The organism is Paenibacillus sp. NPDC101420 (assembly GCF_050277435.1).
In the GTDB taxonomy this organism is placed as follows: domain Bacteria; phylum Bacillota; class Bacilli; order Paenibacillales; family Paenibacillaceae; genus Paenibacillus_AQ.
The window spans coordinates 41508-62418 of record NZ_JBNNSE010000012.1 but is presented as its reverse complement, the minus strand read 5'-3'; the positions used below and the strand labels follow the sequence as shown (position 1 = coordinate 62418).

At 43.3% G+C, this 20911-nt stretch carries 21 protein-coding genes and 2 riboswitches; of the genes, 20 read left to right on the top strand and 1 reads right to left on the bottom strand.

Annotated elements, in window-relative coordinates:
• Positions 1–45: 45 nt before the first annotated feature.
• Positions 46–204, top strand: a riboswitch (cyclic di-AMP (ydaO/yuaA leader).
• Between the two features lie 123 nt (positions 205–327).
• The 6 genes from ACQKMP_RS29410 to murB all read left to right on the top strand — a co-directional run bounded on the left by ACQKMP_RS29410 (position 328) and on the right by murB (position 7603).
• Positions 328–2145: an APC family permease gene (locus ACQKMP_RS29410; protein WP_339241452.1), complete on the top strand. Its 1818-nt coding sequence runs from the start codon at positions 328–330 to the stop codon at positions 2143–2145.
• A gap of 202 nt (positions 2146–2347) precedes the next feature.
• The gene (locus ACQKMP_RS29405; RefSeq protein ID WP_427472402.1) at positions 2348–3355 is read left to right on the top strand and encodes an ABC transporter substrate-binding protein; all 1008 of its coding nucleotides are present in this window, start codon (positions 2348–2350) and stop codon (positions 3353–3355) included.
• A gap of 221 nt (positions 3356–3576) precedes the next feature.
• A complete protein-coding gene (locus ACQKMP_RS29400; protein WP_042188636.1) occupies positions 3577–4632 on the top strand; it encodes a FecCD family ABC transporter permease in 1056 nt (351 codons plus the stop codon).
• Positions 4632–5666: an iron ABC transporter permease gene (locus tag ACQKMP_RS29395; protein WP_341125012.1), complete on the top strand. Its 1035-nt coding sequence runs from the start codon at positions 4632–4634 to the stop codon at positions 5664–5666. Before ACQKMP_RS29400 ends, ACQKMP_RS29395 begins: the two co-directional genes overlap by 1 nt.
• Before the next feature lie 75 nt (positions 5667–5741).
• On the top strand, positions 5742–6542 hold the full coding sequence (locus tag ACQKMP_RS29390) for an ABC transporter ATP-binding protein (RefSeq protein WP_042188632.1): 801 nt from the start codon (positions 5742–5744) through the stop codon (positions 6540–6542).
• A gap of 149 nt (positions 6543–6691) precedes the next feature.
• The gene (gene murB, locus ACQKMP_RS29385) at positions 6692–7603 is read left to right on the top strand and encodes a UDP-N-acetylmuramate dehydrogenase (RefSeq protein ID WP_076283599.1); all 912 of its coding nucleotides are present in this window, start codon (positions 6692–6694) and stop codon (positions 7601–7603) included.
• Positions 7604–7663: 60 nt separating this feature from the next.
• Here the strand turns inward: murB and ACQKMP_RS29380 are convergent, their stop codons facing one another.
• The gene (locus ACQKMP_RS29380) at positions 7664–7999 is read right to left on the bottom strand and encodes a hypothetical protein (RefSeq protein WP_042188628.1); all 336 of its coding nucleotides are present in this window, start codon (positions 7997–7999) and stop codon (positions 7664–7666) included.
• 213 nt (positions 8000–8212) lie between these two features.
• On the opposite strand from ACQKMP_RS29380, the gene ACQKMP_RS29375 reads away from it, so the two are divergent.
• The 14 genes from ACQKMP_RS29375 (at position 8213) to ACQKMP_RS29310 (ending at position 20818) form a co-directional block, all read left to right on the top strand.
• Positions 8213–9061 carry an ABC transporter ATP-binding protein gene (locus ACQKMP_RS29375; protein ID WP_042188626.1) on the top strand — a complete coding sequence of 283 codons (849 nt, stop codon included), beginning with the start codon at positions 8213–8215 and terminating at the stop codon, positions 9059–9061.
• On the top strand, positions 9058–9744 hold the full coding sequence (locus ACQKMP_RS29370; protein WP_427472398.1) for an ABC transporter permease: 687 nt from the start codon (positions 9058–9060) through the stop codon (positions 9742–9744). The genes ACQKMP_RS29375 and ACQKMP_RS29370 overlap by 4 nt, the downstream gene beginning before the upstream one ends.
• 74 nt (positions 9745–9818) lie before the next feature.
• Positions 9819–9862, top strand: a riboswitch (PreQ1 riboswitch).
• A gap of 163 nt (positions 9863–10025) precedes the next feature.
• Positions 10026–10499 (top strand): preQ(1) synthase, encoded by a 474-nt coding sequence (gene queF, locus ACQKMP_RS29365; RefSeq protein WP_042193989.1) that lies wholly within the window; start codon positions 10026–10028, stop codon positions 10497–10499.
• Between the two features lie 29 nt (positions 10500–10528).
• Positions 10529–11191 (top strand): 7-cyano-7-deazaguanine synthase QueC, encoded by a 663-nt coding sequence (gene queC / locus ACQKMP_RS29360; RefSeq protein ID WP_427472396.1) that lies wholly within the window; start codon positions 10529–10531, stop codon positions 11189–11191.
• A complete protein-coding gene (locus ACQKMP_RS29355) occupies positions 11191–11673 on the top strand; it encodes a 6-pyruvoyl trahydropterin synthase family protein (RefSeq protein WP_076298716.1) in 483 nt (160 codons plus the stop codon). The genes queC and ACQKMP_RS29355 overlap by 1 nt, the downstream gene beginning before the upstream one ends.
• Complete coding sequence (queE, locus tag ACQKMP_RS29350) at positions 11666–12388, top strand: 7-carboxy-7-deazaguanine synthase QueE (RefSeq protein ID WP_427472394.1); 723 nt, start codon at positions 11666–11668, stop codon at positions 12386–12388. Before ACQKMP_RS29355 ends, queE begins: the two co-directional genes overlap by 8 nt.
• Before the next feature lie 128 nt (positions 12389–12516).
• Positions 12517–13041, top strand: coding sequence for a cysteine hydrolase family protein (locus ACQKMP_RS29345; protein WP_042188616.1), 525 nt, complete (start codon positions 12517–12519; stop codon positions 13039–13041).
• A complete protein-coding gene (locus ACQKMP_RS29340; RefSeq protein ID WP_042188614.1) occupies positions 13042–13860 on the top strand; it encodes a VanW family protein in 819 nt (272 codons plus the stop codon).
• An 80-nt stretch (positions 13861–13940) separates the two neighbouring features.
• Positions 13941–15077, top strand: coding sequence for a zinc-dependent alcohol dehydrogenase (locus ACQKMP_RS29335; RefSeq protein ID WP_042188612.1), 1137 nt, complete (start codon positions 13941–13943; stop codon positions 15075–15077).
• Positions 15078–15218: 141 nt separating this feature from the next.
• Positions 15219–16133, top strand: a complete 915-nt coding sequence (locus tag ACQKMP_RS29330) for a DMT family transporter (RefSeq protein ID WP_427472391.1) — start codon at positions 15219–15221, stop codon at positions 16131–16133.
• A 32-nt stretch (positions 16134–16165) separates the two neighbouring features.
• Positions 16166–17011 (top strand): class I SAM-dependent methyltransferase, encoded by an 846-nt coding sequence (locus ACQKMP_RS29325; RefSeq protein WP_427472389.1) that lies wholly within the window; start codon positions 16166–16168, stop codon positions 17009–17011.
• Positions 17012–17252: 241 nt separating this feature from the next.
• Positions 17253–18752: a sugar ABC transporter ATP-binding protein gene (locus ACQKMP_RS29320; RefSeq protein WP_339796021.1), complete on the top strand. Its 1500-nt coding sequence runs from the start codon at positions 17253–17255 to the stop codon at positions 18750–18752.
• Between the two features lie 32 nt (positions 18753–18784).
• On the top strand, positions 18785–19777 hold the full coding sequence (locus ACQKMP_RS29315; protein ID WP_427472387.1) for an ABC transporter permease: 993 nt from the start codon (positions 18785–18787) through the stop codon (positions 19775–19777).
• 60 nt (positions 19778–19837) lie between these two features.
• Entirely contained in the window at positions 19838–20818 is a 981-nt protein-coding gene (locus tag ACQKMP_RS29310; RefSeq protein WP_042188607.1) for an ABC transporter substrate-binding protein, read from the top strand.
• Positions 20819–20911 lie beyond the last annotated feature (93 nt).

Below are 20911 nucleotides of genomic sequence, written 5' to 3'. Positions count from 1 at the left end.
CTTTACTGTATACACTTTGTAGACTAATATTAGACCTTGTGAGAAGTTGAATATGCGCTGAATTTTCTTAGGAAAAACGGGGGAACCAAACTTGGCATATGTGCCAATGGGGTGAATCGGAATGGGTCGATTAGACTTTTACCGTAGGGCTAAACCACAGCCCGAATCCGCCAGCTAACCTCGTAAGCAAAGGTGGGATAATGACCATGCATAGCATGCGGATCATTTCCGTATGCTATTTTTAGTGTCTGCATTTATGAAATCCACCAATGAAAACAGCGCGCGGAAATTCCGTTTCAGCTCCCAAAGAAAGGAACTGTATCCACCATGGTAAGCAAGGTAAAACGACTATTGATCGGGCGTCCGATGAAGTCGAACGAACTCGATCATGAAAAGTTATCCAAGGTTAAAGCACTGGCTGTCCTGTCTTCTGATGCGCTCTCGTCTGTAGCCTACGGAACGGAACAAATTTTGATTGTACTGGTGGCTGCGGGGTTTACTGCCATCTGGTATTCCCTGCCAATTGCATTAGCCGTATTGGGCCTGCTGGCCATCCTGATTTTATCCTATCGGCAGACGATTTACGCTTATCCTCAGGGAGGCGGAGCTTACATCGTTGCCAAGAGTAATCTTGGTGTTCCGACAGGGCTCTTAGCAGGAGGGTCTTTGTTAGTGGATTACATTCTGACCGTAGCTGTTAGTGCGTCGGCAGGGACGGATGCGATCACATCGGCTTTTCCAAGTCTTCATAATCACACCGTTCTTATTGCAGTATCAGTTATTATTTTACTTACTTTGATTAATCTTCGCGGAGTTACAGAATCAGCTTCATTCATCGCAATCCCAGTGTATTTGTTTGTGGTGTCGATTGTAGTCTTGATTATCTCCGGTGTTATTAAATATGCAGCAGGTGGCGTGCATGCGAATGTCCCTGAAATTGGCTCTGCTGTTTCTAATGTTAGTTTGTTTCTACTATTAAAAGCCTTCAGTTCTGGCTGTTCGGCACTTACGGGTGTAGAGGCTGTATCTAATGCCATTCCAAACTTTAAAGCACCTGCTGAAAAGAACGCAGCCAAGACCTTAATGGTCATGGGGGTTATACTTGGATTTATGTTTACAGGTATCACACTACTGGCGTATTGGTACGGCATAGTGCCTGATGAAAAGGCAACGGTTGTTTCTCAGATCGCTGAATCGACCTTTGGCCGCGGAACCTTATATTTTTTCATTCAAGGTATTACAGCAGTAATTTTGTTCTTGGCAGCTAATACAGCTTACTCAGCGTTCCCGCTGCTCGCATTTATGTTTGCAAAAGATAAATATATGCCACATGCTTTTATGGTTCGTGGTGACCGTCTAGGTTTCTCTAATGGTATTATTTTTCTAGGTGTTCTGTCTGCTGTGCTTGTAGCTGCATTCCACGGAAATACAGAAAGCTTGATTCCACTTTATGCGGTTGGTGTATTCATTCCTTTCACATTGTCACAGCTAGGAATGATGGTTCATTGGTTTAAAACAAAACCAGCGGGATGGAAAAAAAGATTTGTTGTAAATACCATCGGTATGCTGACTACATTGACGATTACGCTTATTTTTATCATCACTAAATTCTCAAGCGTATGGATGGCTTTCATTTTCTTACCTGCTGTAATGTTCGTGTTCCACCGGATTCACAGGCACTATTTGAACACTGCGGATCAGCTTCGTATATGCCCGAGTACAGATAAACCTTTGATTAAAGGCAGTACAGTTGTTGTTCCTGTTGCGGGTGTAACACGTGCTGTACTACATTCCATCAGCTATGCCAAGTCTCTAACGGATAATGTTGTAGCCGTGTATGTTGGCTTTGATGAAGAGGACATTCAAAAAATGGAGCAACGGTGGGAGGAATGGAATCCGGGTGTACGCCTGATCGTACTTCGTTCCAGATATCGCAGTATTATTCGTCCGTTAGTGAAATTTATTGATACAGTGGAGTGGAAGACCGCAGCGACGGATCATATCACGATTCTGATTCCACAGTTTATAACTAAGCATTGGTGGCAAGCTGTACTTCATAATCAGACCAGCTTTTTAATCCGTTCGTATCTAATGAATTCAAAAGATGTTGTAGTTGCGACTGTCCCATATCATTTGAATAAATAATGGATCATTGAGGAGAGGCTATATCCGGAACGTTCGGAATATAGCCTTTTTTTGTATTTTTAAGAAGGGAATTATTGCAAATCCACAAAATTTAAAATTTATATGTTGACATAGAGAATGAGAATCAATATCATTTAAAAGTGAGACTGAGGTAGTCAATACCTTTGAATAACATAGGATGCACACACTAGGAGGGTATTTAATGTTTTTGTTTAACAGAAAAAGATTTGGAAGCATGAAATTAACGATGGTCGGATTAATGGTGATGGTGCTATTCTTATCCGCTTGCGGTAATAATAATCCCGGTAACGCTTCAAACGCAGGAACAGAGCCAACGACGGCACCTACTGCTGAAGCTACAGAAGCTCCTGCAGCCCCTAAGACGTTAACGGATGCAATGGGACATGAAGTAACGATTCCAGCTAATCCTGGGCGTGTACTGGGTTCTTATTTGGAGGATGCTTTGGTAACTCTAGGTGTGACTCCAGTAGCGCAATGGTCAGTGACAAATGGTATTCAAGATTATCTGTCCACTGAATTGAAGGATGTTCCTACGATCAGCTACGATCTTCCGCTCGAGGCAGTAACCAGCTTCGCTCCGGATCTTATCCTCATCCCATCGGAGTCATCTGTACAGAATGGTATCTATGACCAACTGAATAAGATTGCACCGACTTATGTGATTGGGGATAAGCTAAATCAAGATTGGCGTAAATCGCTACTCAAGATTGGTGAAATTCTGAACAAGACTCCTGAAGCAGAGAAAGCCATTAAAGATTATGAAGACAAGGCGGCTGCAGCGAAAGAAAAGCTTAAAGGAGCTATTGGAGAAGAGTCCGTGGCGATTTTATGGTTGGTACAAAAGAACTTCTATATTGTAGACGAAACTCGCAGCAGTGGTGCTGTATTATATACAGACCTTGGTGTAAAGCTGCCTAACTTAGTAACAGAAATTCCTGTTGGTACAAGAGCTACTTGGAATCCAATTTCGCTAGAGAAGCTTTCTGAGCTGACAGCAGATCATATTATCCTTGTAAATAGTGATAAGACTGAGGGTTCGGAGATTCTGGACAGTGCAATTTGGAAAGGCATCCCGGCTGTAAAAGCTGGCAATGTGCATGAAATGAGCTCAACAAGCAGTTGGCTATACAGTGGTGCGAACGCTGGTGGCAAAATTATTGATGATGTGTTAAAAAGTTTTGTGAAATAAAAAGTCGTAATTCACCATGAATGTGACTGATCATTTGGGTGGGGAAGGGCGTGCAGATCAAGTATCTTAAGATGCTTAGATCTGCACCATTTTTTTATAAACCATTCCTGTATTACTGAAAAATAACTCCTACAATTGTACAACCTAATTTTTTTTGCGATAATGAGAATGATTGTTGTTATCATATAGAACATTGTAACTATCGATTAAGGAGACGACTCATGGTTTCACCCTCAGATTTCGCACATCGTAATAAAAATGATACACAAAAAGCTATACATACCCGACCGGCAGCTGCAATGGGTATTCTAGTGATTGGACTCGCTGCCATTGCCTTTGGACTGGCACTTTCGGTCTCAGTAGGTGCGGCAGATATCAAGCTAGCTACGGTATGGGAAGCAATATTTCATTTCAATCCAGATGTACAAAAACATCAGGTGATAAGAGAACTGCGATTTCCACGCGCGATAGCAGGTGCTTTGGTCGGTGCTTGCTTCGCAGTAGCAGGGGCAATCATGCAGGGGATGACAAGGAACCCTCTTGCGGATTCAGGTCTGTTAGGCTTGAATGCGGGAGCAGGTGTAGCGCTGGCCATAGTTTTTGCTTTTGCACCTTCGATCTCATTCACTTCACTTATGTTGTTTTGTTTTATAGGTGCTGCTATAGCTTCTTTTATCGTATTTGGAATCGGGTCGCTATCTTTTAATGGCCTTACACCTTTACGTTTGACGCTGGCAGGTTCCGCGGTAAGTGCACTACTAGTTGCTGTTAGTCAGGGCATAGCTATTCTTTTTAACTTATCCCAGGATATAGCCTTCTGGTTGGCTGGCGGAATGGGCGGGGCAAGCTGGACTCAGATCAAGATTATTTTCCCTTGGGTGTTCGTGGCATTAATCGCAGCGATGATGTTATCGCGGTCTGTCACCTTGCTCAGCTTAGGAAGAGAAGTTGCAGTTGGTCTGGGGCAGCGGACAAGATTAGTACAGTTGGCATGTATGATTGTTGTAGTAGTTCTTGCCGGAAGTGCAGTCTCAATGGTTGGCCCGATTGCTTTTATAGGACTAATTATTCCACATGTAGCACGTTATTTCGTTGGAGTAGATTATCGCTGGATCATTCCTTGCTCGGCAGTTCTTGGGAGCTTATTGATCATCTTTGCGGATATCGCCGCTAGAATGATAAATGCCCCTTATGAGACGCCGCTAGGCGCATTAATTGCCATCATCGGTGTACCTTTCTTTATTTACTTAGCGAGTAAGCGGAAGGGGGAGCTGTAATGCACAGAACAACCCTTTCTACCAATGAAAATGAACGCCGTACACGTGCTATTACAGTGTTAGCGGTCCTTGCCATATTGATCGTTGTTGTTTTTATTGTCAGTATGAATACAGGATTTATGCGTCTATCCCCACGGGAGGTATTACATACACTGCTGGGTGATGGAACTCATCAGCAAAAGCTTATTTTATTTGATTTCAGATTGCCTCGCATCGTAATTTCATTGTTGGTTGGAGCGGGCTTTGCGGTGTCAGGCTGTATTTTACAAAGTCTCGCAAGAAATGCACTTGCTGAACCGGCTACGCTGGGCATAAGTGCGGGTGCTGGTTTTGCGGTAATCATTTTTATCTCGTTTTTTCCGGCTACAACAGCAGCTCCGGTATTTGTCTTGCCGCTCTTAGCGCTTGGAGGGGCTAGCTTAACCGCCGCTTTAATCTATATTCTTGCTTATAGAAAAGCAGATGGTCTATCTCCAACAAGGTTGATCCTTATCGGGATTGCAGTCGCTGCCGGGATTAACGCTTGCCAGCTGGTGTTGGCACTTCGGCTTGATCCCAATAATTATCAGTTTGTAGCGACTTGGATCGCCGGGAAAATATGGGGTGGCGATTGGAGATTCGTCCTTGCTCTGCTACCTTGGATAGCGATTCTGTTACCGTTCGCCTTCTATAAAGCCCGTATTCTTAATGTATTGAATCTAGGGGACCATACTTCAGTAGGACTTGGAATGCGAGTGGAGAAGGAGCGTATTCTTCTTCTAGTGACAGCAGTTGCGCTTGCCGGCTCCTGCGTTGCTGTAAGTGGAGGAATTGGCTTTGTCGGCCTAATTGCACCACATCTTGCCCGCAAGCTTGTGGGACCCCGTCATCAGGTATTATTGCCCGCTAGTGCGTTGACAGGGGCGCTTCTTATGATTACTGCTGATACTATCGGAAGATGGGTGTTACAGCCTGCAGAAGTTCCAACAGGCATCGTGGTTGCGATCATTGGTGCACCTTACTTTTTATATTTACTCGCCAAATCAAAAGCATAATGCGTACGAAGCGAGTTTTACTATGTAGTTCATTCTAGGAGCATAGCTCCATAAAACTTTTAAGGAGTTGTTAACATGTCAGAACGTTTGAACACAGAAGAGTTAAGTATTGGGTATGCAGAGGCTACAATTGTTAAAGGGTTGAACTTAACTATCCCTACGGGAAAAATAACCGCACTAGTGGGCGCTAACGGTTCTGGTAAATCTACAATTCTTAAAACAATGGCCCGGATCATGAAGCCTAAGAGCGGCAGCGTAATGCTGGACGGCAAATCGATCCATAACTTTTCAACGAAAGAGGTAGCTCGTCAGCTTGCGATCTTACCGCAAAACCCGACGGCTCCAGACGGACTAACGGTCTCTGAACTTGTCAGCTATGGCCGTTTCCCGCATCAAAAAGGATTTGGCACAATGACAGCAGAGGATCGCAGCATTATCTCCAACGCAATCACTGTTACAGGTATGGAGCCTTTCCATGACCGTCCGATTGACCGCTTATCTGGAGGACAACGTCAGCGCGCTTGGATCGCTATGGCATTGGCGCAAGAAACTGACATTCTATTTTTGGACGAACCAACAACATTTCTAGATATGGCTCACCAGCTTGAAGTTCTACAGCTTCTGCAAAAGCTGAATGAGGAAGAAGGCCGTACCATTATCATGGTCGTGCATGATTTGAATCATGCTACTCGTTATGCACAGCATATGGTAGCTATTAAATCCGGTACTGTGGTTAGTGAAGGCTCACCTACTGAAGTTATGACACCAGATGTACTGCGGGAAGTGTTTGGAATTGAGGCAGATATTGTTCCAGATCCACGCACCGGTGTGCCGCTGTGCCTTCCTTACGAGCTTGCTGCATACAAAGCTGTGTAATTATTTTGAAATCATACAACGAACAGGCTCCCGTCATTGACAAGGGAGCCTGTTCGTTGTTACAGTTGTGGTTGCCTACAAATCCATGATACCACTACTAAAAATAGATCAAGGACCATCATTTATACATGGTTAAAGGAGCATGAAACATGAATATTGACAAAATTCAAAATGACTTAGAGCAGCTAATGACTGCAGGGATTGTGAAGAGTCATGAGAACTTAAAAGATCACGTGTATACTAAAATGGGCGGTAAAGCTGATATTTTGGCAGCCCCAGCTACTTATGAGGAAATTCAAAAGATCGTTACATATGCGGAACAGAATGGGATAAACCTTACGGTACTTGGGAACGGCTCCAATGTGATTATCCGTGATGGAGGTGTGCGTGGAATAGTTCTGCAAACGGCAGGACTAACGGATGTGGGGATTCGAGACAATCTCTTATATGCGGAGTGCGGCGCTAAGATTATTGATGTTTCCAGATATGCGCTGGATATGGAGCTTACGGGTCTTGAGTTCGCCTGTGGCATTCCAGGAACGGTTGGTGGAGCGTTATACATGAACGCAGGCGCTTACGGCGGAGAAATTAAAGATGTACTGCATAGTGCACTGGCTATAACTAAGAGCGGACAATTAGTGACTCTGCAAGGGGATGAGCTGCAATGGGGTTATAGAAAAAGCGTGTTCGCAAGCGGTGAATACATCGTACTTGAGGCCAATTTTGCTATGACTTCTGGTGATGCATTAGCCATCAAGTCGAAAATGGATGAACTTACTTACTTGCGTGAATCCAAGCAACCGCTTGAGTATCCTTCCTGTGGTAGTGTCTTTAAACGTCCTCCAGGTCGGTTTGCAGGTCAGTTAATTCAAGAGAGTGGCTTGCAGGGAACAAGAATCGGTGGTGCTGAGGTATCCAAGAAGCATGCAGGGTTTATTGTAAATGCAGATAATGCAACCGCCAGCGATTACATTGGGCTAATTCACCATGTAAGAGCGACTGTGAAGGATAAATTCGGAGTGGAGCTTGAAACTGAAGTGGAGATCATTGGAGAAGAGTAACTATTAATTAGAAAGAGCCCACAGATTACTGTGGGCTCTTTTGCTGTCATTACATATGGCTTAATCCACTGAAAGGGTATATTTAGCTCTTTCAGTAGTTATTTCCGCCTTGCGATCACTTATGTCCTCAATCCGAAGCCCGTCAATAGCTAAGTCATAGGTGGAGTGTGGTAGCGATACTAGCTCACCATCGGCGTTTAAAGTGCTGCCAAATCCTTTTAATATTAATGCACTCCCAAGATAATCATCGATAACATCCTCCGCACTCCGAAACTCAACAGCCTCTAGATTAAAATGAATTTTATCCAGATCACGAAGCTCCTTCTTTTCAATTACAATAGTTTCATTCACATGACTGTTAATCCAGTCCATAAGTTTCTGTATACTTTGTTCCATTAGATGATCCCACCCTTACCTCGAAGATTATTATGTTTAAGTTACCCTTTTCTTAGGATTTGAATCCTTATTTTTGCCACATCTGAGCGGATTTGAACAAAGGAAGCTACTAAGGAATAGCGAATGTTACAGAATAGCAACAACAGAGATAATCCTCTACAACCAGAATAAGGATAGAAGAAAGTTAACTATTCTAAAAAGGGGGGAGTGTTATTGATTCAGCTAACTGAGGTCTCAAAATATTATCAGGAGAGGTGTGCAGTTGATCGAATTACTTTCACGGTGGAGAAAGGTGAGGTCTTTGGATTTCTAGGTCCCAATGGTGCAGGGAAGACTACAACGATGCGAATGATGACAGGGCTTCTTCAGTCTACAAGCGGAGAAATTTTAATTAATGGCATGAATATTTCATGTCATAAAAAAGAAATCCATGCTCAAATTGGTGTTGTTTTCGAGCTTCCGAACCTATACATGCGTAGTTCTATTCGAAATAATCTGGAGCTGTTCGCTGATCTGTATAGGGTAGCAGGAAATCGAGTGAATGAAGTCATGGAAACCCTCCAGCTGTTAGATAAGGAAAAAGCTAAAGTAAGCAGCTTATCCAAAGGCTGGAAGCAGCGTGTTCTAATCGCCAGAGCCTTATTACATAAGCCTCAAGTGTTGTTTTTAGATGAGCCTACAAGTGGGTTAGATCCAAATTCAGCTTCACTCATACGTAATCACGTCAAGAGAATTCAAGAAGAAGGCACAACCATCGTCTTAACGACGCATGATATGCACGAAGCCGAGGCATTAAGCGATAGAGTGGGCATCATGCACGCTGGTGCTTTGGTGGCACTCGATGAACCGCATAGACTTAAGACCATTTATGGTAAACCAGAAATTGAAGTTAAATATCAGCAGGATGGGAAAGTGGTTATGAAATCCTGGCCGATTGCAGAAGAAGCTACTAAAGATCATATCTATCAGCTAATGTCTACGAATCAAATTCTAAGTATGCACAGTAAAGAAGCTTCGCTGGCAGATGTATTCGCTGCCCTGACGGGAAGTGAGCTAAGTTGAGTTATCAGATATGGAAGCTGTTTAAACATGAAAGTAAGGATATACTGCGTAATCCTGCGACTGTAATTCTAATAATTTTGCCTATATTTATGGCTAAAATCATCATCACTGTAGTGGACAAGAGCGGTTTGGACTTCATGCTTCTTTCTACATGGATATTATTTGCGCAAGTGATGGTTGGGATCATGATTACCGGCCCAGGATTAATTGAGGAGAGGGAGAGTAAGACTTATGATGCGCTGTTGATTACTCCGCTAAGCAGAGGCCAGATTATTACTGCGAAAGCTGGATCTGTTCTTGTTTTTTCTTTGTTATCACAGCTGATTGTTTATGTACTAAATCAAGGTTTGACAATGGATTTACTCCCTTCCTTATTGTATATGTTATTGGGTGGAATTATCTTTGTGCAAGTTGGAATTATCATTGGTTTAAAGGTAAGTTCCTCCAAAAATGGTTCAGCCATTTGCTCCGCATTTATGGTTGTTTTTTTCTTAGTAGCTTCTGTGTACGTCGCTCTTCCAGAATGGACCTATCCGATCTTTGTTATTCTGCCAAGTATTGAAATCGTCCAGAATTTGAACAGTATTCTAAATGGAGAAAAAGTATTGCTCCTAGAAAGCCTGCTTTTGCTCTTGTGGATTGTGGTGCTTTCGCTCTGGATTTGGAAGACGGGGAAAGCGTAGAACTTGTCAGAAGCAAATTACCATGGTATAGTTCAAGACGCAATATGCATGAAGAAGAAGTCTGCACGGATTGTGCAGGAGAGGTTCGCGAACTCCCTCTATAAAAAACTAAGAGTATATTAAATCTTATAAGCGGATGCAGTCCTTAACCCGGACGTTGCTTCCGTTTCTTCTTAGTGGAGCAAAGTTTTCGAAATCTCGTTCTTCTTTCCATTACCGGCCAAGGCCGAAGGAAAAGAGAGGGGTTTTTTGTCGTGTCAGAAGGAAGATTGAAAGAGGAAATGCAAGAAGTCACTTTACTTGGTAATCAGGGAACGCAGTACAAGTTTGGTTATGATCCAGCTATTCTTGAGGTGTTTGATAACAAGCATCCAGGGCGTGATTATTTTGTTAAATTCAACTGCCCTGAGTTTACTAGCTTATGTCCTGTTACAGGTCAGCCGGATTTTGCCACACTGTATATTTCGTATATTCCTGAACAGAAAATGGTGGAATCTAAATCATTAAAGCTGTATCTGTTTAGCTTCCGTAACCACGGTGACTTTCATGAGGACTGCGTTAACATTATTATGAATGATCTGATCTCACTGATGGACCCACGATACATTGAGGTATGGGGCAAGTTCACTCCGCGTGGAGGCATATCTATTGATCCTTATTGCAACTATGGAAGACCGGGTACGAAGTATGAGGCGATGGCGGAGCACCGCTTAATGAATCACGACCTCTATCCGGAAAAAGTGGATAACCGCTAATCCCAACAAGTTGATAAGGAGAGATTAAGATGAATAAAAAAGCACTCGTCGTATTTAGCGGCGGACAAGATAGCACCACTTGCCTGGTTTGGGCATTGAAGCAGTTTGAGGAAGTGCAGGTAGTTACCTTTAATTATAATCAGCGTCATGCGGCTGAAATCGAAGTTGCTACAGAAATAGCAGCTAAGTTTAATGTAAAACAGCATATCCTTGATCTTGGGCTGCTTAATCAGCTGGCTCCAAATGCACTAACCCGCCAGGATATTGATATCGTTGCTGGCGAAGGTGATGAGCTTCCTAGTACATTTGTTGATGGACGGAATCTGTTATTTTTATCCTTTTCTGCAATATTAGCTAAACAATTGGGTTACTCCCATATCGTCACTGGTGTCTGCCAAACGGACTTTAGCGGGTATCCGGACTGCCGTGATGTATTTGTGAAATCATTGAATGTTACGCTGAATTTATCTATGGACTATGAGTTTGCGATACACACTCCATTGATGTGGCTGGATAAAAAAGAAACGTGGAAAATGACCGATGAACTGGGTTATTTTGATTATGTTCGCGAACACACATTGACCTGTTACAACGGTATTATTGGCAGTGGCTGCGGTACTTGTCCAGCCTGTCTGTTGCGTCAGCGTGGTCTTGAGCAATATGAGGCGGAGAGAATGGAGGCCGGATCTTAATGCTTAACGAGGTTTCAGTCTGCAAAATATTTACGTTTGATGCGGCGCATCAATTAATTGGTCACAAAGGGAAATGTAGCAATCTGCATGGACATACTTATAAGCTCGAAGTAGTGCTTAAGGGCAAACCAGAGGCTACGGAAGGCCATTCAGACGAAGGGTTTGTTATTGACTTCAGTGATATCAAGACGACTGTGCAACAAAGCCTTGTAGACCGTCTAGATCACGCTTTTCTCGCTATGGGAAACGAACCTGTGTTAGAGACGTTAACGAATACGGGTTCCAAAGTAGCTTTGTTGTCTTTCCGCACCACAGTTGAAAATATGTCTTCATATATTGCCTACAAGCTTAAGCAAGCAGGGTTGCCTTTGTACTCGGTAAAGCTATGGGAGACTCCAACCTCCTGGGCAGAGGTGCTGGCTGAAGATGTTCCGGATGAAGGGCCATCCTACCGTTTATATGGAGGCTGTGACTGTGAGTAAGATTCCTGTAATTGAAATGTTCGGTCCAACTATTCAAGGCGAAGGTGAGGTAATTGGAGTGAAGACGATGTTTGTCCGCACCTATGGCTGCGATTATCGCTGTGGCTGGTGTGATTCTGCTTTTACTTGGGATGGTACTGCTAAGGATAAGGTTCGAATGATGACCTCGGATGAAATTATGAATGAACTTTTAGCTATAGCTGGAGATAATTTCGACTGTGTTACGATTTCAGGCGGAAATCCTGCTTTGATTGGTGATGGGCTGGGCTCTTTTATTAACCTGCTACATGAGCGAGGGATACAAGCTGCAATAGAAACTCAGGGGAGTAAATGGCAGGATTGGTTCAATGACGTGGATGTGCTGACAATTAGCCCTAAACCCCCAAGCTCAGGAATGACGACGAATTGGGAAATACTAGATAACATCATGAGTAAGATGGAGAATCTGGGTCGTTCTATGCATAGCTTGAAGGTCGTAGTGTTTGACGATAAGGATTTTGATTATGCAAAAGACATTCACCAGCGATATCCCAATGTGCAGCTCTTTCTGCAGCCTGGGAATGATGATGTCACTGAAGAAGGCGACATTTCTGCTCGACTTTTGGGAAGGCTGGAATGGTTGTTTAATAAAGTAATCGTAGACGCTGATATGAATAGAGTACGTGTCCTTCCACAGCTGCATGCATTGATCTGGCACAATAAGCGTGGCAAGTAAAAAGTATTTAAATGTAACGGGTGTCTGCTCAGCAGATGCCCTTTTTTTATTGATTTAAGCCTTTAAATAGGTAGATAGAATGTCCCATAATCTGGTATGATTTTCATAAAAATTGTAGGAGGTACTAAATGGGAAATTCAACTGCACTATTAATTATCGATGTTCAAGAAGCTATGTTCTCCTATCCTGATCAAAAGCTGTACGATGAAGAGGGTGTAATGGAGAGAATTATTTCCCTTCAGAACAAAGCTAGGGTTGCAGGTACTCCAATAGTTTATATTCAACACACCGAAGATGAGGAATATACAAAAGGTACGCCCACATGGCAGATCAGTCACCGCATCACACCGCAGGAAGGCGAAGTTATTGTGGAGAAGCCTACTTGGGATGCTTTTCACCGAACCGAACTGCAAGAGGAGCTACAGAAGCTGGGGATCACGAATCTGGTGATTTGTGGGATGCAAAGTGAGTTCTGCCTAGATACGACAATAAGACGCGCATACAGTATGGGGTATAAGAGTGTTCTCGTCCAAGATGCTCATAGCACCTTTGATAATGGGGTTCTGAATAGTAGTGAGATCGTTAAGCATCATAATGCGGTAATCGGAGGGAGATTCGCCCAGTTACGAGCTGAAAGCGAGGTTCAGTTCTAGATGAATACACCTCAGGCTGCCATGAAACCTATTCAGCGTTCTCGACTTAGACTATTTGCCGGAAAGCGATATTTTATTTGGAAAAGATATTTGAAATGGTGCACTAGCCGCAGCAAGGTGGCGAAGCAGCGCACTAGTGAAATTTTATCTAATGAAGTGATGACTCATGCTACACCGTTATTAAGAAGTCTACGGAATGTAGATATGGTGCTTCAATACAATAAAATAACCAATTTACGTCTGGCGATAGCGAAGCTGGATGGGCTCTTGGTGCGTCCGGGTGAGACTTTTTCCTATTGGAGAAGCATCGGTAAGCCCAGTAAGCGAAAAGGGTATCTAGAGGGGATGGTGCTGCATTATGGTGGCTTCCATTCTGGAGTTGGCGGGGGACTGTGCCAGTTGTCCAATCTGATCTACTGGATGACACTGCATACACCTCTTACGGTTACAGAACGGCATCGGCACAGCTATGATGTATTTCCAGATGAACAGCGTACACAGCCATTTGGAAGCGGGGCCACCTGTTCTTATAATTATTTGGATCTTCAAATGAAGAATAACACGAATCAAACGTATCAATTAAAGCTCTGGCTGGATGACAGCCATTTGCATGGGGAATGGAGATGCGATGAGCAGTCCCTTTATAAATATGAAGTGTACGAAAGTGATCATCGGATAAGCCTAGAACCATGGGGTGGATATATTCGTAGCAATAAGATCAGTCGAAAAATATTCACACGTACCGGCGACCTAGTTGGAGATGAAGCTGTAACCGATAACTATGCGCTTATGATGTATTCTCCGCTTCTTCATGGATAAGAGGATAGGCATAGGGATATAACATAGAAAGGTGTGATCCTTATATCTCTATACCATTTCCAAAGGAGCGGATTAACAGCATGAAAGCATTAACCTACCAAGGGAAGAAGAAAGTGAAAGTTAAAGAGGTAGCTGATCCGAAGATTGAGAAAAAGGATGACATTATCGTTCGAATTACCACTACAGCGATTTGTGGCTCAGATCTGCACATTTTTAACGGTGAAATTCCAGGTATGCATGATGACTATATTATTGGTCATGAGCCCATGGGGATTGTTGAGGAGACCGGTCCAGACGTAACTAAAGTCAAGAAAGGCGACCGGATCATTATTCCCTTTAATGTAGCCTGTGGTCAGTGCTACTTCTGCCAGCATGAGATGGAGAGTCAATGCGACAATGCTAATGACGCCAAGGATACAGGCGGATATCTGGGTTATTCCGATACTTATGGGGGCTTTGCAGGAGGGCAAGCCGAATTACTGCGGGTTCCTTATGGTAATTTCGGCCCTTTTGTCGTTCCTGAGGATGCAGAAATGGAAGATGAAAAAATTCTTTTCTTATCTGATATTGTACCTACTGCTTGGTGGGGAGTCGAAAGCGGCGGAGTGAAGCCAGGGGATACAGTCATTGTTCTCGGCTGCGGGCCTGTTGGACTGCTTACTCAGAAATTTGCCTGGATCAAAGGCGCCTCAAGAGTCATTGCGGTTGATCATATCGGCTACCGTCTGCAGCATGCGAAGCTGACCAATAATGTCGAAATTTACAACTTTGAAGAGATTAAAGATATTGAAGCTCATTTGAAGGAGATAACACATGGGGGCGCAGATGTAGTTATTGACTGTGTAGGTTTGGATGCCAAAATATCTGCATTGGAGAAAGTGGAAACCACTCTGAAGCTACAGGGAGGCTCACTCAGTGCATTTAGAATGGCCTCGGATATCGTACGTAAATTCGGAACTATTCAGCTTGTAGGAGTTTATGGGCTTAATTACAATATGTTCCCTTTGGGTCATCTATTTGAACGCAACATTACTTTAAAAATGGGACAGGCTCCAGTGATTCACTATATGCCTTTGCTCTATAAGATGATTAAAGAGAATAAATTTGATCCCACAGATATCATTACACATCGCTTGCCTATCAGCAAAGCGGAGCATGGCTATGACATTTTTAGTGAGAAAAAAGAGGATTGTATCAAGGTGGTTCTGAAACCTTAGCCTTTAAGAAGCATGAGCTCTCGTCAGAAATGACATTGCTTATGCTTTTTTTAGTGAAATCTAATGAAAATAGATGCATTTTTTCACGGTCTGCGTTAAATTAACATAAGTGACTTAAGATAGTGAAAGGACGCGTACCATGTGAAGCTTAAAAAACCGCCACTTCCTATTCCGATTTTAATGTTGATTGGGATTGTGGCCATCTCTTTTTCCGCCATTTTTATTAAGTGGTCTGCAGCGCCAGCATCTATACAAGGAATGTATCGGCTGTTGTTCACCTCGCTGCTGATGTTGCCTTTTGCAAGACCATACAGCGGAGCAGCGTTTGCTCTTCGTAAAAAAGACTGGATCATGCTTGTGCTCTCAGGCACTATGCTAGCTCTACATTTTTTGCTTTGGATGGGCTCTTTGAAGTATACTTCGGTAGCTAGTTCAACGATGATCATGGCGCTGGAGCCAGTGTTTATTATGCTGGGCGTTTATTTTTTGTATAAGGAAAAAACGGCTGTGTCTGCTATTCTGGGGCTGAGTATTGCTATTGGCGGAGTAGTGTTTATCGGTTGGGGCGATATTGGTATCTCTGCAGATAATCTTAAAGGTGATTTCTTATCGGTTGGAGGAACAGTAGCGGTAGCTGTGCATATGCTTATCGGTAAAAAGCTTGTAGTGCGCATGCCCTCATACCTGTACAGCTTGATAGTCTTCTTATCAGCGGCTGGTGTGTTTGCCATTTACAATCTGTTCATGGGGATTTCCTTTTTTAATTATCCTGCGAATGAGTGGGGGATTTTCCTATTGCTAGCAGTTGTTCCTACGGTGTTTGGCCATATATTATTTAATTGGTTGCTTCAGTATGTATCCGCAACTACGGTATCTATGAACATCTTAGGAGAACCAGTGGGGGCTAGTATCCTTGCTTATCTGCTATTAGGTGAACAATTAACTGCGCTACAATGGGCAGGTGGACTTTTGGTTATGTTTGGACTGGGCGTATATTTGTACGCTGGAAGAAAGAAAACGATTCAGGTGGAAGATGCCATTCAGAATGCTTCATAACAGATATTTTAATCATAAAGGGGTCGCAAGGTATGGAAGAACAAGATCAAAATTTAGAACTACATCCTGGAAAAGGCACTGCGCCAACGAGTGAGGAACTATGGAACGAAGACACGTACACAGCTTGGGTTGCTCGATTTGGTACACCGTCTGAGGCTGCAGCCAAGTTAATCAAGGAACCAAGTGCAAAGCTGTACCCGCTCTCTTCTTATTTTGGAGATGTACAGGGTAAAAAGATGATGAATCTCATGGGATCAAACGGAATGAAGGCAGTCGCGCTGTCATTACTTGGAGCGGACGTTACTGTTGCTGACTTCTCAGAAGCTAACGCGCGTTATGCAGCTGATCTCGCACAAGAAGCAGGTGTTCAGCTTAACTATATCGTATCGGATGTACTTAAGCTGCCAGATCACGTGCTCGATGGTTCATATGATATCGTATTTGCTGAATTAGGAATTGTACACTACTTTACCGACCTAGCACCGTTTATGGAAACCGTCCGCCATTTACTTTCTCCTGGTGGGATTTTTGTTCTACGTGATTTCCATCCTGTGACAACTAAGCTGATATCCTCTAAGGGTTCTACAGCGAAGGTTCGTAAGCACAAAGTTAACGGGGACTATTTCGATACGACATTGGAAGAAAAAAAGGTCTCGTACTCTAAGTATTTGCCTTCCACAGGCAAACCAATAGACGAACAGGAACATAGCGTTGTATATTGGCGCCGCTGGACGCTTGGAGAAATTGTAACAGCTGCTGCCAGTTCCGGTCTTGTGATCCGCCAATTGATCGAAGAACCCAATCTATCCTCGGATGTTTATGATAAAGGAATACCAAAGACATTCACCTTGGTGGCTGGAAAGGGTCAGAACCTGTAGGCTATTCGAATGTAAGGATTACAACTGTTATACACATATGAGCTAATCTAAAGGCTACTTTGTCCGTAAAAGGACGGTGTAGTCTTTTTTGCTTGCTTCAAAACATAAAATTTTAAACTTTTTTACGGAGAATATTCCATTACATTGGAAACTTATAGATAATACAATAATTTTACATTCAACATTTGAAAGCGATTACTTTACAAAAAGGCATTCATAAAGGATTTGAGGTGGATATGAAATGGACGAAGTATTACTACGAATGGCGGGGATTGATAAATTTTTTCCTGGTGTTCATGCATTGAATCAATGTCAATTTGAGCTGAAGCGTGGGGAAGTGCATGCCTTAGTCGGTGAAAATGGCGCAGGAAAGTCTACCTTAATGAAGATTGCAACAGGAGTCTATTCCAAGGATGCGGGTCAGATGTGGTACAAGGGATCTGAGGTGGAGATTGCCAATACTCGCGCTGCGCAGGAACTCGGGATTAGTATCATTCATCAGGAACTGAATCTAATGCCGCATCTTACAGTGGCCCAAAATATATTTATTGGTCGTGAGCCGCGCAAGGCACTGAAATGGTTCGTTGATGATCTGGAGCTAAATCGTAAGGTGCAGGAACTGTTTGATCAGATGAATCTAAAACTAGATCCGAAGACTTTGGTCTCAGATCTGACAGTTGCTAATCAGCAAATGGTTGAAATCGCCAAAGCTTTGTCCTTCAATGCGGAGGTACTGATCATGGATGAGCCAACTGCAGCGTTGACAGATACGGAAATTAACGAGTTATTCCGTATGATCGAGCAATTACGAGAAAAAGGTGTAGGTATTATATACATCTCTCACCGCATGGATGAGTTGAAACGGATCACAGACCGCATTACAGTCATGCGGGATGGTTGTTACGTGGATACTGTTCGGACGGATTCAATAACTATTGATCAGATTATTAGCATGATGGTTGGTCGTGAACTGTATCAAACGTCGAAGCCAACACATTCGTTACAGACAGAGCAAGTCGTACTAGAGGTTCGAAACTTATCCAGTGGGCAAATGTTGAAGGATATCAGCTTTCATCTGAATAAAGGTGAGATTCTGGGCTTCGCTGGATTAATGGGCGCTGGACGTACTGAGGTTGTTCGTGCCGTATTTGGGGCTGATCCTATCGATAAGGGTGAGATTAAGCTGCATGGAAATACGGTTCGTATAAAACAGCCTCACCAAGCCGTGCAGCATGGAATTGGCTATTTGTCCGAAGATCGCAAACGCTACGGGCTGCTTGTAGATATGGACATTAGCATGAATAATGCGATTGCTTCCTTCTATAAATTCCGTAATGCATTCGGATGGATGAGGGATCGGGAGATGCGAAAGTCCGCGGAGCAGCATGCGGAAGCACTAGCAACCAAGACTCCAAGTGTTAGTCAAAAAGTCAAATTCTTATCCGGTGGGAATCAGCAAAAAGTAGTTATCGGGAAATGGTTAACGAGAGATTGCGATGTGTTGATCTTCGACGAGCCCACACGTGGTATTGATGTAGGAGCGAAAAGTGAGATCTATAAGTTGCTTGATCAGCTAGCAGGTGAGGGAAAAGCGATCATTATAGTCTCTTCAGATCTCCCAGAGATTCTAAGAATGAGCCATCGCATTATTGTCATGTGTGAAGGACGTATAACTGGTGAACTACTCGCAGAAGAAGCATCGCAAGAAGCGATAATGAAATATGCGACGATGCGTTCATAATCGTTCAAGAGTTTATCGGAGGTGTCAAGGTCATGAAGATTGCAGATAAAGGGATTAACCAGCCTATCAGCTCGAAGCAAACCGGGGCGCAATCAGGGTTTAAACAAAAATTACTAGCATTCACAAGTTTGATCATTCTGGTCATCGTATTTTCCGTAGCATCAAGTAACTTTTTTCAGTTTTCTAACCTAGTTGGAATCCTCGTCTCGACAGCTGTAATTGGGGTATTAGCGCTGGGCGCAACCTTTGTAATTATTACGGGCGGGATCGACCTTGCTTTGGGTACTGTGATGACCTTCTCCTCGGTGATGGTTGGCGTCATCATTACATTCTGGGGTCTACCTGTTCCATTCGGAATTGTAGGCGGGATTCTAGCTGGTGCACTATGCGGTTTTATAAGTGGTTTAATGGTGGCGAAAATGAATATTCCTCCTTTCATTGCTACTCTGGCGATCATGATGGTCACTAAAGGATTATCACTTGTCATAACGGGTGCCAAGCCGATTTATTTCAATGATGATCCGATTTTTGCCAAGATTGCAATGGGCAAGATGATCCCAGGCATTCCTAACACCATCGTAATCTTCCTATTGCTCGGTGTTATCGCAAGCATCATCTTATCGAAGACCATTATTGGACGCTATAACTTTGCACTTGGCAGCAATGAAGAAGCAACTCGCTTATCAGGTGTGAATACGATCAAATGGAAGATTGTGATCTATACCATCACAGGGATTTTCAGCGGAATCGCTGGTATCCTGATGGCATCACGTCTAAATTCAGCCCAGCCATCACTTGGCACTGGTTATGAACTTGAAGCTATAGCGGCTGTCGTCATTGGAGGCACATCTTTAAGCGGGGGCGTAGGTTCTATTCTAGGTACAATTATTGGTGCACTGATTATGAGTGTACTGACGAATGGCTTACAGATTATGTCCGTTGCTCAGGAATGGCGGACAGTCATTGTTGGTGTTGTCATCATCATAGCAGTGTATGCTGATATTCTTCGCAGACGGAAGCAATGAACGAGGTATTATCTCCATACGGAGTGATATACAAAGCAAATGACGAGGGGGAAGATTTAAATGAAACAACGTCGAAGAGGGATTATCATGCTTGCCAGTTTGTTACTGGCTACTACCTTACTTGGTGCTTGTAACAACAGTGATAGTAAGAAGAGTGCATCCGGTTCAGACAAACCATATATCCCTGTCATTTCAAAAGGCTTCCAGCATCAATTCTGGCAAGCGGTGAAGCAAGGAGCCGAGAAGGCTGCCAAGGAGTTTAATGTCGAGATTACGTTTGAAGGACCTGAAAACGAGAGTCAGGTAGATAAACAAATTGAAATGCTGCAGACGGCGCTAGATAAGAAACCAGCAGCAATCGCGTTAGCAGCTCTCGATAGCAAAGCAGCGATTCCATATCTGGAAAAGGCAAAGGAAAACAATATTCCAATCATTGGCTTTGACTCTGGTGTAGATAGCGATATTCCTGTAGCAACCGCAGCGACTGACAATAAAGCGGCAGCAGCTTTGGCAGCTGATAAAATGGCTGAGTTGATCGGCAAAAAGGGTAAAGTAGGTTTAGTTGTACATGACCAAACAAGCAGTACAGGTCAACAGCGTCGTGATGGCTTCTTAGAACAAATGAAAGCGAAATATCCAGATATTGAAGTGTTAGAGCCGCAATATGGCGGTGGAGATCAGTTAAAGTCCACGGATCTTGCAAAAGCGATGATGCAAGCCAATCCGGACCTTAATGGAATCTATGGCTCAAACGAAGGATCTGCAGTAGGAGTAGCTAATGCAGTAAATGAATTACAGATGGGTGGTAAGATTGTGGTTATCGGCTTTGACTCCGGTAAACAGTTAATGGATGCTATTCGTAGTGGTGTTGTAGCTGGCGCTGTTACACAGGACCCCATTGGTATTGGGTATCAAGCGGTGAAGGCAGCTGTGCAGGCGATTAAAGGGGAAACCGTAGAAAAGAATATTGATACCGGGTTTCACTGGTACGATAAGAACAATATAGATTCCGATGAGATCAAACCTCTGCTGTACGAATAGAAGAGATTAATAATAGAGGTTGCCTCAAGAAGGCAACCTCTATTATGCTTATCCCAAAAGGTAAACATTTACATTACATGTACTCGATGAGTC